This is a genomic window from Pseudarthrobacter sp. alpha12b, assembly GCF_054130495.1.
Map to the genome: position 1 here is coordinate 3,981,922 of NZ_CP196746.1, position 14,077 is coordinate 3,995,998.

Consider the following 14,077-nt stretch of genomic DNA (forward strand, 5'->3'; position numbering starts at 1 on the left):
CGCTTCTACAAATAAGCGGCCCCCAGCAGCAACCCCTTTTCAACACGGGCGGTACCGCACGGCGCCGCCTCCGCAGGCAACCCCAAAAACCCTTCCCTCCGTACCCCCATCCCTCCGTCCCTAGGAACAGCCATGTCCGGACACACCACGCTCGCACCTGCGGGCACGGCCGCCAAGCGCAAGGAAGCGCGCACGGTCATCCTGTCCAGCTATCTGGGCAGCACCATCGAGTTCTACGACTTCCTGCTGTATGCCACCGCCGCAGCAGTAGCCTTCCCCAAGGTCTTCTTCACCGGAACGGACGAATGGGTGGGGGTCGTGGCCGCCTACGCCACCTTCGCCGCCGGGTACGTGGCCAGGCCGCTGGGCGGGGTGATCTTCGGCCACTTCGGTGACAAGGTGGGCCGCAAGGGGATGCTGATCATCTCCATGGCCATGATGGGCATCGCCTCCACCCTCATTGGCCTGATTCCCGGCGCCGGCATGATCGGGCCGTGGGGCGCCGTCATCCTGGTGCTGCTGCGCGTCTGCCAGGGCATCGCCGTCGGCGGTGAATGGGGCGGGGCCGCGCTCATGGCGCTGGAGCACGCCGACCCCAGGCGGCGCGGCTTCGCGGCCTCGTTCGTCAACGCCGGCGCCCCCACGGGTGCCGTGCTGGGCACCCTGGTGATGGGCGCCTTCTCGGCACTGCCGCAGGATGCGTTCCTGGCCTGGGGCTGGCGGGTGCCGTTCCTGCTGTCCTTCGTTCTCCTGATCGTGGGCATGTTCGTCCGCCTCCGGGTCTCCGAAAGCCCTATCTTCGCCGAGGCCGTGGCCAAGGAAGACGCCCAGGGTGCGAAGCGCAAGATTCCGCTGCTGGACGTGCTGCGCCGGCCCAAGGCCCTGATCATGATTATGTTCGCCGGCGCCGCCGGGTTTGGCCTGCAGGTGGTGCTGCCCACGTTCTCGGTGACGTATGCCGTGTCCAAGGGGGCGCCGCAGCAGGGTGTGCTGTACGCGTTCGCGGGAGCCTCCGCCATCTCCATCATCTTCGTCCTGCTGGGCGGCCGCCTGTCCGACCGGTTCGGCCGCCGCCCGGTCATGATCGCGGGTTTGGCCCTGTTCATCGCCTACTTGTTCCCCATGTTCGGCATGCTGGGCTCCGGCAACGTGGGGCTCGTCTTCGTGGCCTTCACCGTGGCACTGATCCTGCACTCATCCCTGTACGGGCCGCTGGCAGCGTTCGTCTCCGAGCAGTTTGGCACCACGTCCCGCTACACCGGCGCCGCCGTCGGCTACCAGCTGGCCACCCTCATCGGCGCGGGCTTCACCCCGGGCATCATCGCCGGGCTCTACAAGGACTCCGGGCAGAGCATCCTTCCCGTGGTGGTGTTCCTGTCCGTCATGGCACTGGTCTCGATTGTCTTCATCGCCCTGACGCGGGAGTCTAAGAACAACGACCTCACCACGGTCCGTTAGGAGAACCATGGACAACAACGGAGTTGGATCCTGGCTGCAGCGCCGCCGCCGGAAGTCGGGTGGCAAGACAGCCCTCCTGTCCGGTGCCGGCGCCCTGAGCTACGAAGAGTTGGCTGACAGGGCAGACCGCCTGGCCAACGCGCTCCGCGACAGGGGAGTGGCAAAGGGTGACCGGGTAGCCTACCTGGGCGAGAACCACCCTTCCTTTGTGGAAACGTTCTTTGCCTGCGGCCTCCTGGGCGCCATCTTCGTGCCGCTCAACACCCGGCTCGCTCCGCCTGAACTGCAGTTCCAGCTGCAGGATTCCGGCGCCCGGCTCCTGGTCAACGCCGGAGCCCTGGAGGCATCCGCCAGCGCCGCGCTGGAAGGGACGGCCGTCACCCACCGCCTCGTTGTAACGGCCGACGGCGGCACGGCACCTTCCGCCGCCACGTCACCTTCCGCCGTCGACCACTGCGCCGTCGAAAACTACGGGGAGGCGCTGCAGGCAGCGCCGGCCGAACCCATCGACGTACCGGTGGGCCATGACGACGGCGCCATGATCCTGTACACCTCGGGGACCACTGGCAAGCCCAAGGGCGCCCTGCTGACCCATGGCAACATCACGTGGAACTGCATCAACACCATCGTGGACATGGACCTGAACCGCAATGATGTGGCGCTGATGATCTCGCCGCTGTTCCATGTGGCGTCGCTGGACATGGGCCTGCTGCCCATGCTGCTGAAGGGTGCCACCGTGGTGCTGGAGGCCAAGTTCGATCCCGCCAGGGTCCTGGAGCTGATCCAGGAACACAAGGTGACCACCCTCAACGGCGTGCCCACTACGTTCCAGCTGCTCTGCGAGCATCCGGAATGGGCGGCGGCGGACCTCAGCTCCCTGGACAAGCTGACCTGCGGCGGCTCGGCCATTCCGCGCCGGGTCCTGGACGCGTACGAGGACCGCGGCGTCGGCTTCACCAGCTGCTACGGCATGACCGAAACAGCCCCCGGCGTCACCATGCTTCCCGTGGAGCGGTCCCGTGAAAAGGCCGGCTCGGCAGGCCTGCCGCACTTCTTCACCGACGTCCGGATCGCCGATCCCATGGGCGGCGCAGTGGCCCCCGGCGAAGTGGGGGAGATCCAGATCGCCGGCCCCAACGTGATCAGGGAGTACTGGAACCGGCCGGAAGCGACTGCTGCGAGTTACGCGGACGGGGCCTGGTTCCGCTCGGGCGACATGGGCTACCGGGACCAGGAAGGCTTCCTGTTCGTCTCGGACCGGCTCAAGGACATGATCATCTCCGGCGGGGAAAACATCTACCCGGCCGAAGTGGAAGCCGTCATTGCGGAGCACGGTGCCGTCAGCAGTGTGGCGGTCATCGGCGTCAGTGATGACAAGTGGGGCGAGGTCCCCCAGGCGATCGTGACCCTGCGGGAAGGGGGATCGCTGACGGAGGAACAGCTGCGCAGCTTCCTGGACGGCCGGCTGGCCCGCTACAAGATCCCCAAGTCCCTGGTGGTGGTGGCGGACATGCCCCGCACGGCCAGCGGCAAGATCCGGAAGATGGAGCTCCGCAAGCAGCTCTGATTGCCGGGCCGATTGCCGTTCACGTTTCCTGCCGCCGGAGTTTCCCGTGCAGTATGGTTCCGCCGTTGTTACCGTTCACGGTCATCAATTGGCGGAACCATACCAGCCGGTGCCACCATTATTGGATGCTTGAGGCAACTAAACCCCAGAAGTCCCCGGACGGGACACCCGTCAACCCCGCGTTCGAAGCGGAAAGCAGGATCGCCCGCATCGCGGTGACCGTGTTCCCCATCCTGGTGGTCGTCGCAGGCATCCTCGGTTTCCTGCTCCCCGGAGTCTTCAAACCCATGGCCCCCAGCGTGCCCTACCTGCTGGGCATCATCATGTTCTGCATGGGCCTGACCCTGACTCCGCCGGACTTCGCAGCGGTGGCCAAGCGGCCCTGGGCTGTGGCGCTGGGGATCGTGGCGCACTACATCATCATGCCCGGCGCCGGCTGGCTGATCGCGGGCGCCCTCAACCTCCCGCCTGAACTTGCTGTCGGCGTGATCCTGGTGGGCTGCGCACCCTCCGGCACGGCCTCGAACGTCATGGCCTTCCTGGCCAAGGGCGATGTTGCCCTCTCCGTGGCGGTGGCCTCCGTGTCCACCCTGATCGCCCCGATCGTCACGCCGCTGCTGGTCCTGTTCCTGGCCGGTTCCTACCTCCAGATCGATGCCGCGGGGATGGTCCTGGACATCGTCAAGACCGTGCTGCTGCCGGTGGTTGCCGGCCTCCTCGCCCGGCTCTTCCTCAAGAAGCTCGTCGCCAAGGTGCTGCCCGCGCTGCCGTGGGCGTCCGCCGTCGTGATCTCCCTGATCGTGGCCATCGTGGTGGCCGGCAGCGCCAACAAGATCATCGAGGCCGGGGCCATCGTGTTCCTCGCCGTGGTGCTGCACAACGGCTTCGGCCTGGGCCTTGGCTACCTCGCCGGCAAACTGGGCCGCCTGGACGACAAAGCCCGCCGCGCCCTCGCCTTCGAAGTGGGCATGCAGAACTCCGGCCTGGCAGCAACGCTGGCCACCGCCCACTTCACGCCCCTGGCCGCACTGCCCTCCGCGGTCTTCTCGCTCTGGCACAACATCTCCGGTGCCATCGTGGCCGCCTGGCTCGCCCGGCGTCCGCTGCGGGACAAGCGCGTGCTCCAGGAAGAGCAGGCTTAGCCAGGAACGCAGGCCTGACCAGCGCCGCCATCCCCCACAGCCCGTAACCAGCCCGTTTCCACCTGCCGATTGTGGGTATAGGACCCGATGGGACAACGTCGCTTCGACGCTGCCCGCCAGTTCCTACAAGGAGATGGACAGATGGCTCGGATTGACCGAATAGCTGAACCATGGGGGACAAGGACGCCGTACGGCAGCGGCGGTGATTGGCCGGTCAGGGTGGATACCCACCTGGCCGAGGGGGTGGCCCCGGAGGACGTGGACAGGTGGGTCCAGACGGCGTCGCTCCTGCACTCCAACGGCGACGCCATGGATATCGCCGTCAAGGACAACAAGATCGTCGGCGTGCGCGGACGGGCCGTGGACCGCGTCAACCACGGCCGGCTGGGACCGAAGGACCTGTACGGCTGGCAGGCGAACGGCTCGCCGGACCGGCTTACCAAGCCCCTGATCCGCGAGGGCGGGAAGCTGGTGGAAACGGACTGGGACACCGCCATGCAGCGCGTGGTGGACCGGTCCAAGGCGCTGCTGGCCGAGCAGGGCCCCAGCGCCATCGGCTTCTACACCACCGGCCAGCTCTTCTCCGAGGAGTACTACACCCTGGGGACGCTGGCACACGGCGGCATCGGCACAAACCACGTTGATGGAAACACCCGCCTGTGTACGGCCACTGCAGGAGAGGCGCTGAAGGAATCCTTCGGCTGCGACGGGCAGCCGGGCTCCTACACGGACGTGGACCACGCGGACGTGATCGCCCTGTACGGGCACAACGTGGCGGAAACCCAGACCGTCCTCTGGACCAGGATGCTGGACCGGCTGGCTGGGCCCAACCCGCCCAAGATCATCTGTGTGGACCCGCGGATGACGCCCGTGGCCAGGGCCGCCACCGTGCACCTGGCCCCGCGGCCGGGCACCAACGTGGCCCTGATGAACGGCATCCTGCACGAAATCATCGCCAACGGCTGGGTGGACCACGAGTACATCGACGCCCACACGGTGGGCTTCTCCGAGCTCGAAAAAGAGGTCAAGAACTACCCGCCGGCACTGGTGGCGGAAATCTGCGGGGTCCCGGCGGAGCAGATCTCCGAGGCCGCAAACATCATCGGCCACGCGGAGCGGCTGCTGTCCACGGTGCTGCAGGGTTTCTACCAGTCCAACCAGGCCACGGCCGCCGCGGTCCAGGTGAACAACGTGAACATCATCCGCGGCATGCTGGGTAAGCCCGGCTGCGGCATCCTGCAGATGAACGGCCAGCCCACCGCGGAGAACACCCGCGAATGCGGGGCCGACGGCGACCTCGCCGCCTTCCGCAACTGGTCCAACGATGCCCACATCCAGGACCTGGCCCGGGTCTGGAACATCGATCCCATGTCCATCCCGCACTACTCGCCGCCCACCCACGTCATGCAGATGATGCGATACGCGGAGGACGGCTCCATCCGGATGCTGTGGGTCAGCGGCACCAACCCCGCCGTATCGCTGCCAGAGCTGGCGCGCATCCGCAGCATCCTGGAGCAGGAGCGGCTGTTCCTGGTGGTGCAGGACATCTTCCTGTCCGAGACCGCCCAGCTGGCCGACGTCGTCCTTCCCGCCGCCACCTGGGGTGAGAAGACGGGAACCTTCACCAACGTGGACCGCACGGTGCACCTGTCGGAGAAGGCAGTGGATCCGCCCGGGGAGGCCCGTCCGGACCTTGACATCTTCATCGACTACGCGCACCGGATGGGCCTGCAGGACAAGGACGGGCAGCCGCTGATTAAGTGGCACGATCCCGAGTCCGCCTTCGAAGCGTGGAAGGAATGTACCCGCGGCCGTCCCTGCGACTACACCGGCATCACCTATGACAAGCTGCGCGGCGGCTCCGGCATCCAGTGGCCGTGCAACGAGCAGAATCCGGACGGCACCGAACGCATCTACGCTGACGGAAAGTTCTGGGCGCACCCGGAGTACTGCGAGACCTACGGCCGCGACCTCATCACCGGCGCGCCCGTGGAGCCGTCCGAATACAAGGCCCTGAACCCGGAGGGCAAGGCCATCATCAAGGCCGCCGAATACATGCCGCCGCACGAGCTGCCCAGCCGGGACTTTCCGCTGCAGCTCATCACCGGCCGCACGCTCTACCAGTTCCACACCCGCACCAAGACGGGCCGGACGCCGGAGCTGCAGGCGGCCGCACCTGACGTGTGGGTGGAGCTGTCAGCGGACGACGCCGGCGCGTACGGGATTGCCGAGGGCGACCTTGCGGAGGTGGAGACGCCGCGTGGTTCAGTCCGTGCCAAGGTGCGGATCAGCGGGATCCGGAACGGGGTCCTGTTCCTGCCGTTCCACTACGGATACTGGGACACTCGCGGCGGCCACCAGCCGGACGGGGCCGGCAGGGCCGCCAACGAACTGACCATCACAGACTGGGACGCCGCCTCCAAGCAGCCCATCTTCAAGACGGCGGCGGCACGCATTACCCGTGTGTCAGGCGGTGACGGGCCGTCCCCGGCGCCCACCACCACGGCGTCGGCTCCGGCCGGGGACTTCCCGGAAGAGGCCAGGACCAAGGGGATCGCCTCCGCACTGGCGGATGAGGCCACCGGAACGGCAGGAGGGGCACGATGAAATTCGGGCTTGTACTTGAGGAAATGCACCGCTCCGAGAACGACCTGGCGCACCACCTGCTGGTCATCTCGGAGCGGCACAAAGTGGACCACGAGATCTACCACCTGGCCCGCGACCTGGCGCGCTGGTCCCAGCAGCACGTGCGGGACATCGCGGCGATCGCCGGGAACTACGGCCAGGACCTGGATCCGGAACCGCGCGGCGAAGCGGGGCTCATGGAAGCCCTCCGGGAAAAGGGCAGCGAGATGGTGGGCCGGCGTCCCGAAACCGGGATGCTGCTGCTGCGGGACCTACGGGAGCTCTACCTGAAGACCTGCGGGGTCTCTGCGGACTGGGAGCTGCTGGCCCAGGCCGCCCAGGGGATGAAGGACAGGAAACTGCTGGCCCTGGCCGAGAAGTGCCATCCGCAGACCATCCGCCAGATGAAGTGGGCCAACGGCAAGCTGAAGGAGTCCGCCACGCAGGTCCTGGTCAGCTGATCTTCCGCACTGCATCTTCCCAGCAGCCGCACGATCTTCCCAGCAGCCGCATGCCCCGGGACCGCCCCTGAACTAGTTTCATTCAGTGAAACCGGCAGCGCGTCGGGGCCCGTCGATGGCCCAGAGTTGAGTCCATGAACGCGGACCCCCCAATTGGCCCGCTCCCGGCTACACAGGACAGAAACGGCGCGGCACACATGGAGTCAACGATGACGGCACTGCGGATCCTCCGGGGCATCGAGTTCGCCCGGCCACAGAACGCGGATCCGCTGCTGCTGGACCTCTACCTTCCCGGCGCCGGTGCGGCGGGCCGGGACCAAGGTGGCCGGCCTGCCGTGATCCATTTCCACGGCGGCGGCTGGCGGACGGGGGAGCGTTCCTCGCTGGGGCCCGGCGTGGACGGTTTTGGCCTCAGCCCCATCGAACAGCTGGCGGATGCCGGGTTCGTGGTGGCCTCCGCGGACTACCGGCTCACGGACGTGGCCACCTTTCCGGCCCAGCTGTTGGACGCAAAGGCAGCTGTCCGCTGGCTCCGTGCCCACGCCGCTGAGTACGGGGTGGATCCGCGCCGCATCTACGCCTGGGGTGACTCGGCCGGCGGGCACCTCGCCAGCCTCCTCGGCTTGACGGCTGGAGCCACCGCGTTCGGTGCGCCAGCCGGAACGCGGGGCCCTGGCGGTGATGACCAGGTTGCCGCCGTCGCGGCCTGGTACCCGCCCACAGACTTGCTGCGGATGGGGGCGCAGGCGCGGCCGGACGCCGTGGCCCGCGCCGATGATCCCGGCTCCCGCGAATCCTTGCTGCTCGGTGCGCAGCCGGCCGATGCTCCGGACAGGGCCAGCGCCGCCAGCCCGGTGACCTACGTTCACCCGGACGCGCCGCCCTTCCTCCTCATCCATGGAACGGCGGACCGGTTCGTCCCGGTGGCGCAGTCCACCAGCCTTGCCGAAGCCCTGGAACGTGCGGGCACCGCCGTCGAACTTCTCCTGCTGGAGGACGCGGACCACATGTGGCAACTGCCGGACGGCAGCAACGCCGCGGCGGGACAGGCAACTGCCGCCACCATCGATTTCTTCCGCCGCCAGGCAAACCAGCACTGATTTTCCACCACCGTGCCGGGGCCATCTGCGCCCCGGAGCAGACCTGAAAGGCCTCCCATGCAGTTCATCGGCATCACCCACCACGGCGAACCCTGGGCAGCGGCGCTCGCCGGATCCCGCGTCCTTCCGCTCGCCACCGTCACCGAATTCTGGGCCGACGCCGAGGACTGGCAGGACAAGGCAGCCACCCTGGCTGCCTCCGCGGGGGAGCATGAGGCGTCCGACGCCGGTGCCTGGCTTGAGCGGGGCAGCGTCGCCGAGGTGCCGCTGGTCCCAGCCTCCGCGCGGGTCATCTGCGTGGGCCTGAACTACAAGGCGCACGTGGCCGAGGGCAGCTTCAAGGACCAGGAACTGCCGCCGTATCCCACCCTGTTTGCCCGCTGGACGGCGTCCTTGTCCGTGGGCAACGTGCCCGTTCCCGTCCCCGCAGGCGAAGCCGGGCTCGACTGGGAGGGCGAGGTGGCCGCCTACATCGGCCGGCGCGTCGAGTCCGCGGATGAGGAAACCGCTGCCGGCGCCGTTTTTGGCTACTCCACCTTCAACGACCTCACCTCCCGCAAGGCGCAGAAGCTCACGTCCCAGTGGACCCTGGGCAAGAACGGCGACTTCAGCGGCCCCCTGGGTCCACTGGTGAGCCGGGACGAGGTGGGGGACCTGCGTGACGGGCTGCAGGTCCGCACCCGCGTCAACGGCATTGAAGCCCAAAACGGCAACACCCGGGACATGATCTTCTCCGTCCCGGCCATCATCTCGCTCATCAGCCAAACGTTCACACTGCACCCCGGTGACGTCATTGCCACGGGAACGCCGGAAGGCGTGGGCTACGCCCGCACCCCGCAGTGGCTGCTGCAGCCCGGCGATACGGTGGAAGTGGAGATCGAGAAGCTCGGCACCCTCACCACGCCCGTGGGCGATATCTCCCTCCGGAGCCGTGCCTGATGGGCATGTTCCATAACGCGGCGGACATCCCCGCTGAGGTGCAGGTCCTGATCGCCGGCGGCGGTCCCAGCGGGTTGTTCCTGGCACTGGATTTGGCTTCCCGCGGCATCGCCAGCACCGTCATCGACCCGCGGACCAGCGTGGACCCCACCCGGCCCCGGGCCAAGACCACCAACGCCCGCACCATGACGCACCTGCGCCGGCTGGGCCTGGCCGACGCGCTCCGTGCTGCGTCGCCCCTGCCGGTGGACTATGCGCAGGATGTCATCTTCTGCACCGGGCTCACCGGGCCTTCAGCGCACGAGCTCCGCCGGTTCCGCAACGCCTTCCAGCTGGTCCCCGGCAGGTACGGGCCGCAGCCGGAGTGCGGCCAGCAGGTGCCGCAGCCGGTCCTCGAGGAGGTGCTCCGCGCCGCCGCCGGGGACAACCCGCTGGTGACGTTCGTGACCGGGTGGTCTGTCCAGGAGGTCCAAGGCCCGGGCATCACACTGGACGGCACCGGGAGCCCCGGCGCCGGCCTTCCTGGCGCCGGGCCTGACGGTAAGGCAGCCACGGCGCCGTACGCCGTCGTCGTCGCTGATGCTGCCGGCACCCGCCGCACCATCCACGCGGACTATGTAATTGGTGCCGACGGCGGGTCCTCTGCGGTGCGCCGCAGCCTGGGTATCCGGCTGGAGGGTGGTTCCGCCGCACTGTCCAACATCAGCATCCTGTTCCGCTCGCAGTCACTGGCCTCCGCCGTCTCGCTGGATCCCGCAGTGCAATACTGGGTGGTGGGGTCGGAAACCTCGGGGATGGTGGGGCCCATGGACCTTGCCGACACCTGGTGGGCGATTGTCCAGGGGGTGGATCCTGCGGTCACTGTCTCTGCCGCTGATGCTGCCGGGATGGTCCGTTCGCTGGTGGGCACTGAGGTGGACGTCGAGGTGCTGGCTACCGACCCGTGGACCGCCCGCATGCTGCTGGCGCCGGAGTACAGCCGCGGCAACATCTTCCTGGTGGGCGACGCCGCCCACCTCAACCCGCCATGGGGCGGCCACGGGTTCAACACGTGCATCGGGGACGCAGCCAACCTGGCCTGGAAGCTCGCCGCCGTCATCAACGGGTGGGCCGGGCCCGGCCTCCTTGCCAGCTACGGGGATGAACGCCGGCCGGTGGCAGCCCGCACCATCCGCGACGCCGCGGAAAACGGCAAGGCCCTGGCTTACCACTTCGCTGATGCTCACCTCGCCGTCCCCGGGCCCGCGGGTGACGCCGCGCGGCAGGCGGCGCACGAGGCGCTGGCCGTGAAGCAGAGCGAGTTCGATTCCCTGGGCCTGGTGCTGGGGTACTCGTACGCGGACTCGACCCTCGTGGTGGCCGATGGCCTGCCCGTACCGGCCGAGGACCCCATCCGCTACGTTCCCTCAGCCAGCCCTGGCGCCCTGTTGCCGCATGCCTGGCTGGCGGACGGCGCCTCCCTGTACAGCCATTTGGGCCCGGGCTTCAGCCTGCTGGCCGACGCCGGGACGCTGGGCAGGATGCCGGCGGATGAGGCCTTGGCGCCGGTGCTGGCGGCCGCAGCCCGGCAGGGCATCCCGGTGACCGTCGCCGCCGTCGGGCCTTCCGACGACGGCACGCCCCTTTCGCAGTTATGGGGTGCCGGCGCCGTGCTGGTCCGCCCCGACCAGCACGTGGCCTGGCGGGGAAGTTCCGCCTCGGTCGCGGGCGCAGCCTTGACCGTAGCGGCCGGCTGGTCGCCCACCTCACTTGAGACCACCAGGAGCATCCGTGTCGACGCCGTCATTCCGTGATTACCTGTTCGCCCCTGGCCACCCGCGCGTCGCGGAGATCCGCGGCCTGAACGCCCGCGAGTATGCAGAAGCGGCCAAGAGTGATTCGTTCGCCGGGCCCCTGATCGAAGGCTGGCAGAAGCTGTACCCGCAGCCGTTCACGGGCATCACCAGCGACGGCGTGCGCCGGGAGGGCTTGTACCCGCTTGTTCCTGCCCGGACCGGGGAGGAAGCGCCCACCGCGGAGATGGTCGCCGCGGCCCGCAAGCTCCTGGACGCCGTTACGCCCCGGCAGGCAGACAAGCTGGGCTATGCCGTGGACGCGCCCGAGTGGCAGAGCTGGGCCAACCCCGAGTTCATGCAGCACGACACTGGCCTCCGCCTGGACGAACTGGATCCTTCCGCCCGGGATGCTGTCCTTGGGGTGGTGGAGGCATCCTTGAGCCCGGCCGGGTTTGAGCTGGTGCGGAACCTGATGCGCATCAACGGCTTCCTGGGCGATCTGGTTGAGCTTCCGCTGCTGATGAACGAGTTCAGCTATAACTTTGCCCTCTACGGTGAGCCGTCCGAGACCGAGCCGTGGGGGTGGCAGCTTTTTGGCCACCATGCGGCCCTGAACTGCCTGGTGGCGGGGACGCAGCTGGTGATCTCACCGGTATTCATGGGCGCCGAGCCGGACGTGATCGACGCCGGCCCGCACCGGGGCGTCAAGGTGTTCAAGGAGCGCATCGCCCTGGCCCGGCAGCTGATGGGTGCGCTGCCGGCGGATCTGCGGTCGGGCGCCATTGTGTACGGGTCCATGGTGGACCCGGCCATGCCGGAGGGCCGCCTCCATCCCGGGGATGAACGGCACCTGGGCGGCTGCTTCCAGGACAACCGGGTGATCCCATACGAGGGGATCCGCGTGGCGGAGATGCCCGCGGAGGCCCGGGAGCTGCTGGACGCGGTGGTGGAGGACTTCATCGCTTACCTGCCGGAGGGGCCCCGCGCCGCACGCCGCCGGGAAATCCAGGAGCACTATGGCGAGACCTTCTTCAGCTGGATCGGGGGCTGGGAGGGGGAGGAAGCCTTCTACTTCCGGCTGCAGAGCCCCGTGGTGGTGCTGGAACTGGACCACCACACCGGCGTCTTCCTCAGCAACGACCAGCCCGCCCCGTTCCACATGCACACCGTGGTCCGCACCCCCAACGGCAACGACTACGGCCGCGAGCTGGTGAAGCAAGCCACCTCCTAATTCCCCCATCCACCCACCCACCATCGATTGCTGAGTAACTGCCGTTTTGGGGCGTCATAACGGCAGTTACTCAGCAATCGATGGGTCTCGACGAACACAGAAGGCCCGGACTTCCCTTTCGGAAGTCCGGGCCTTCTCTCTGCGGCCAAAAGCTACGGGATGTCCAGGGCTGCGCGGCGCTGCGGCGGCGGGCCCACCACGGTCAGGTCCATCTCGGCCTGGGCGCGGCCGAAGCCTTCCATGTCCATGTAGGGCTCGCCGCCCTCGGTGTACATGTAGTCCTGGGTGGGCTGGTTGAAGTACTCGAAGAAGCCGTTGAACACCGACGGCGTCAGGAAACCCACCATCTGGGTGTTGTGGGCATCCAGGGCGAACGAGTGGATGGTGCCGGCTGGGGCGTGCACAAAGTCGCCCTTGGTCAGGAGCATCTCCCGGCCGTTGGCGTACAGCCACATGCGGCCCTCGGTGCAGAGGAAGTTCTCTGTGTGCTCCGAGTGGAAGTGCAGGGGAATGTAAGGGGTCTTGGCGCCCTTGGTGTGCACGGCGAAGTAGTTCGAGCCGGTGTTGGCCGGCCGGGACAGGTAGGTGAACATGGTCTGGTAGCTGACCAGCCGCTCTCCCTCGCCGGCACTCAGGAAGTACGGGCTCTGGGAAGGCGGCAGGCCGGCGTCGTGCTTGAACGACGGCGCCACGCGCTCAACGTCAGGGAAGGTGATGCCGAACTCGGCACCTACCTCGGCCTGCTCCTGCAGGCTGGCCTTGTGTCCGGGCCGGACCGGCGGAACGTGCGAATCGATGGGCGTACCCACCTTCTCGTAGTACTTCTCGCCGCCGCCCGGCGTCATCCAGTTCAGGAAGCGGGTGTAATGGCTGGCCATCCGGTAGGCGTGCGGGGTGTTCGGCGGAATGACCACCGAGTCGCCCGGGGTGAGGATCCTGCTTTCGCCCGGCAGCCAGACGTGCAGGATGCCGTCGAAGACGTACAGCGTCTTGTGCTCGATGCTGTGGCTGACAAAGGGGGACTCGGCCCCCATGCCGCCGGAGATGTAGGCCGCGCTGAAGATGCCGCCCGTATCGGCGGCGCGGGCGATGACCGTCACCAACTGGCCGTTGATTTCGTAGCGTGCGCCTTCGCCCGACGCCATGTAGTACGGGACCGCCTCGCCGGGCAGCACGTTGGCCGCCGGGAGCTGCTTGTTCATTTCCTCAACGCTGAGGGACATGGTTTCCTTCTTTCCAGTCGGCCGGCCCTTGCCGGAGCGTGACCTACATCATGGCTGGCCATCGCTCCGGCCACGACTACGGATTCCAATGGTTGAAACCCGAACCTGGCCGGCCCACGTCCCCCTGCTAGCCCTCGCACTCCTTGCAGTACTTCCTGCCGTCCTTTTCACGGGCCAACTGGCTGCGGTGATGCACCAGGAAGCAGGACATGCAGGTGAATTCGTCGGCCTGCACCGGGACCACCTGGATGAGGAGTTCCTCGTTGGAGAGGTCTGCCCCGGGCAGCTCAAAGCTGTCCGCAAGGTCCGTTTCGTCCATATCCGGAGAAGCCTCCCGGCGGCCGGACTTATCGGACTTCAGCTCCTCCAGGGCGACGTTCGGCTCTTCCTCGGGAGCCACCCGCGGAGCGTCGTAGTCAACTGACATGTGGTGTTTTCTCCTGTCCAGCTGCTGGTGTCCAGATTGTTCTGGACAGATCGACAACGCAGGGCGCGGGCAACAAATTCCCGGGGCCTGGTGGTAGGTAGGTAGACTGGTCTACCTACCCACTCGAGA

Annotated in this window: 11 protein-coding genes; 9 read left to right on the forward strand and 2 right to left on the reverse strand. The window is 67.6% G+C overall.

The genetic code is table 11. The annotated features are described in order from the left end of the window. Window positions 1-132: 132 nt before the first annotated feature. The 9 genes from ACTAQI_RS18420 (at window position 133) to ACTAQI_RS18460 (ending at window position 12,298) form a co-directional block, all read left to right on the forward strand. The gene (locus ACTAQI_RS18420) at window positions 133-1,458 is read left to right on the forward strand and encodes an MFS transporter (protein ID WP_457947790.1); all 1,326 of its coding nucleotides are present in this window, start codon (window positions 133-135) and stop codon (window positions 1,456-1,458) included. A 7-nt stretch (window positions 1,459-1,465) separates the two neighbouring features. After that, window positions 1,466-3,025: an o-succinylbenzoate--CoA ligase gene (gene menE, locus ACTAQI_RS18425; RefSeq protein WP_457947792.1), complete on the forward strand. Its 1,560-nt coding sequence runs from the start codon at window positions 1,466-1,468 to the stop codon at window positions 3,023-3,025. A 125-nt stretch (window positions 3,026-3,150) separates the two neighbouring features. Continuing rightward, window positions 3,151-4,167, forward strand: coding sequence for a bile acid:sodium symporter family protein (locus tag ACTAQI_RS18430; protein ID WP_457947793.1), 1,017 nt, complete (start codon window positions 3,151-3,153; stop codon window positions 4,165-4,167). Window positions 4,168-4,308: 141 nt separating this feature from the next. Next, window positions 4,309-6,774, forward strand: coding sequence for a molybdopterin oxidoreductase family protein (locus ACTAQI_RS18435; RefSeq protein ID WP_457947795.1), 2,466 nt, complete (start codon window positions 4,309-4,311; stop codon window positions 6,772-6,774). After that, a complete protein-coding gene (locus ACTAQI_RS18440) occupies window positions 6,771-7,253 on the forward strand; it encodes a hypothetical protein (RefSeq protein ID WP_457947796.1) in 483 nt (160 codons plus the stop codon). Before ACTAQI_RS18435 ends, ACTAQI_RS18440 begins: the two co-directional genes overlap by 4 nt. 134 nt (window positions 7,254-7,387) lie before the next feature. After that, a complete protein-coding gene (locus ACTAQI_RS18445; protein WP_457947797.1) occupies window positions 7,388-8,353 on the forward strand; it encodes an alpha/beta hydrolase fold domain-containing protein in 966 nt (321 codons plus the stop codon). A 57-nt stretch (window positions 8,354-8,410) separates the two neighbouring features. Continuing rightward, the gene (locus tag ACTAQI_RS18450) at window positions 8,411-9,292 is read left to right on the forward strand and encodes a fumarylacetoacetate hydrolase family protein (RefSeq protein ID WP_457947799.1); all 882 of its coding nucleotides are present in this window, start codon (window positions 8,411-8,413) and stop codon (window positions 9,290-9,292) included. Beyond that, window positions 9,292-11,085, forward strand: coding sequence for an FAD-dependent monooxygenase (locus ACTAQI_RS18455; RefSeq protein ID WP_457947800.1), 1,794 nt, complete (start codon window positions 9,292-9,294; stop codon window positions 11,083-11,085). Before ACTAQI_RS18450 ends, ACTAQI_RS18455 begins: the two co-directional genes overlap by 1 nt. After that, a complete protein-coding gene (locus ACTAQI_RS18460) occupies window positions 11,063-12,298 on the forward strand; it encodes a DUF3500 domain-containing protein (RefSeq protein WP_457947802.1) in 1,236 nt (411 codons plus the stop codon). The genes ACTAQI_RS18455 and ACTAQI_RS18460 overlap by 23 nt, the downstream gene beginning before the upstream one ends. Window positions 12,299-12,450: 152 nt before the next feature. Here ACTAQI_RS18460 and ACTAQI_RS18465 read toward each other — a convergent pair whose 3' ends face one another. Both ACTAQI_RS18465 and ACTAQI_RS18470 read right to left on the reverse strand, forming a co-directional pair. Further along, the gene (locus ACTAQI_RS18465) at window positions 12,451-13,521 is read right to left on the reverse strand and encodes a quercetin 2,3-dioxygenase (RefSeq protein ID WP_457947803.1); all 1,071 of its coding nucleotides are present in this window, start codon (window positions 13,519-13,521) and stop codon (window positions 12,451-12,453) included. A 127-nt stretch (window positions 13,522-13,648) separates the two neighbouring features. Then, window positions 13,649-13,948, reverse strand: coding sequence for a DUF4193 domain-containing protein (locus tag ACTAQI_RS18470; RefSeq protein WP_457947805.1), 300 nt, complete (start codon window positions 13,946-13,948; stop codon window positions 13,649-13,651). Between the last annotated feature and the right edge of the window lie 129 nt (window positions 13,949-14,077).

Bases quoted from the DNA above. Each gene is read 5' to 3' on its own strand.
- ACTAQI_RS18420 (WP_457947790.1), top strand. From the start codon at position 133: ATGTCCGGACACACCACGCTCGCACCTGCGGGCACGGCCGCCAAGCGC.
- menE (WP_457947792.1), top strand. From the start codon at position 1,466: ATGGACAACAACGGAGTTGGATCCTGGCTGCAGCGCCGCCGCCGGAAG.
- ACTAQI_RS18430 (WP_457947793.1), top strand. From the start codon at position 3,151: ATGCTTGAGGCAACTAAACCCCAGAAGTCCCCGGACGGGACACCCGTC.
- ACTAQI_RS18435 (WP_457947795.1), top strand. From the start codon at position 4,309: ATGGCTCGGATTGACCGAATAGCTGAACCATGGGGGACAAGGACGCCG.
- ACTAQI_RS18440 (WP_457947796.1), top strand. From the start codon at position 6,771: ATGAAATTCGGGCTTGTACTTGAGGAAATGCACCGCTCCGAGAACGAC.
- ACTAQI_RS18445 (WP_457947797.1), top strand. From the start codon at position 7,388: ATGAACGCGGACCCCCCAATTGGCCCGCTCCCGGCTACACAGGACAGA.
- ACTAQI_RS18450 (WP_457947799.1), top strand. From the start codon at position 8,411: ATGCAGTTCATCGGCATCACCCACCACGGCGAACCCTGGGCAGCGGCG.
- ACTAQI_RS18455 (WP_457947800.1), top strand. From the start codon at position 9,292: ATGGGCATGTTCCATAACGCGGCGGACATCCCCGCTGAGGTGCAGGTC.
- ACTAQI_RS18465 (WP_457947803.1), bottom strand. From the start codon at position 13,521: ATGTCCCTCAGCGTTGAGGAAATGAACAAGCAGCTCCCGGCGGCCAAC.
- ACTAQI_RS18470 (WP_457947805.1), bottom strand. From the start codon at position 13,948: ATGTCAGTTGACTACGACGCTCCGCGGGTGGCTCCCGAGGAAGAGCCG.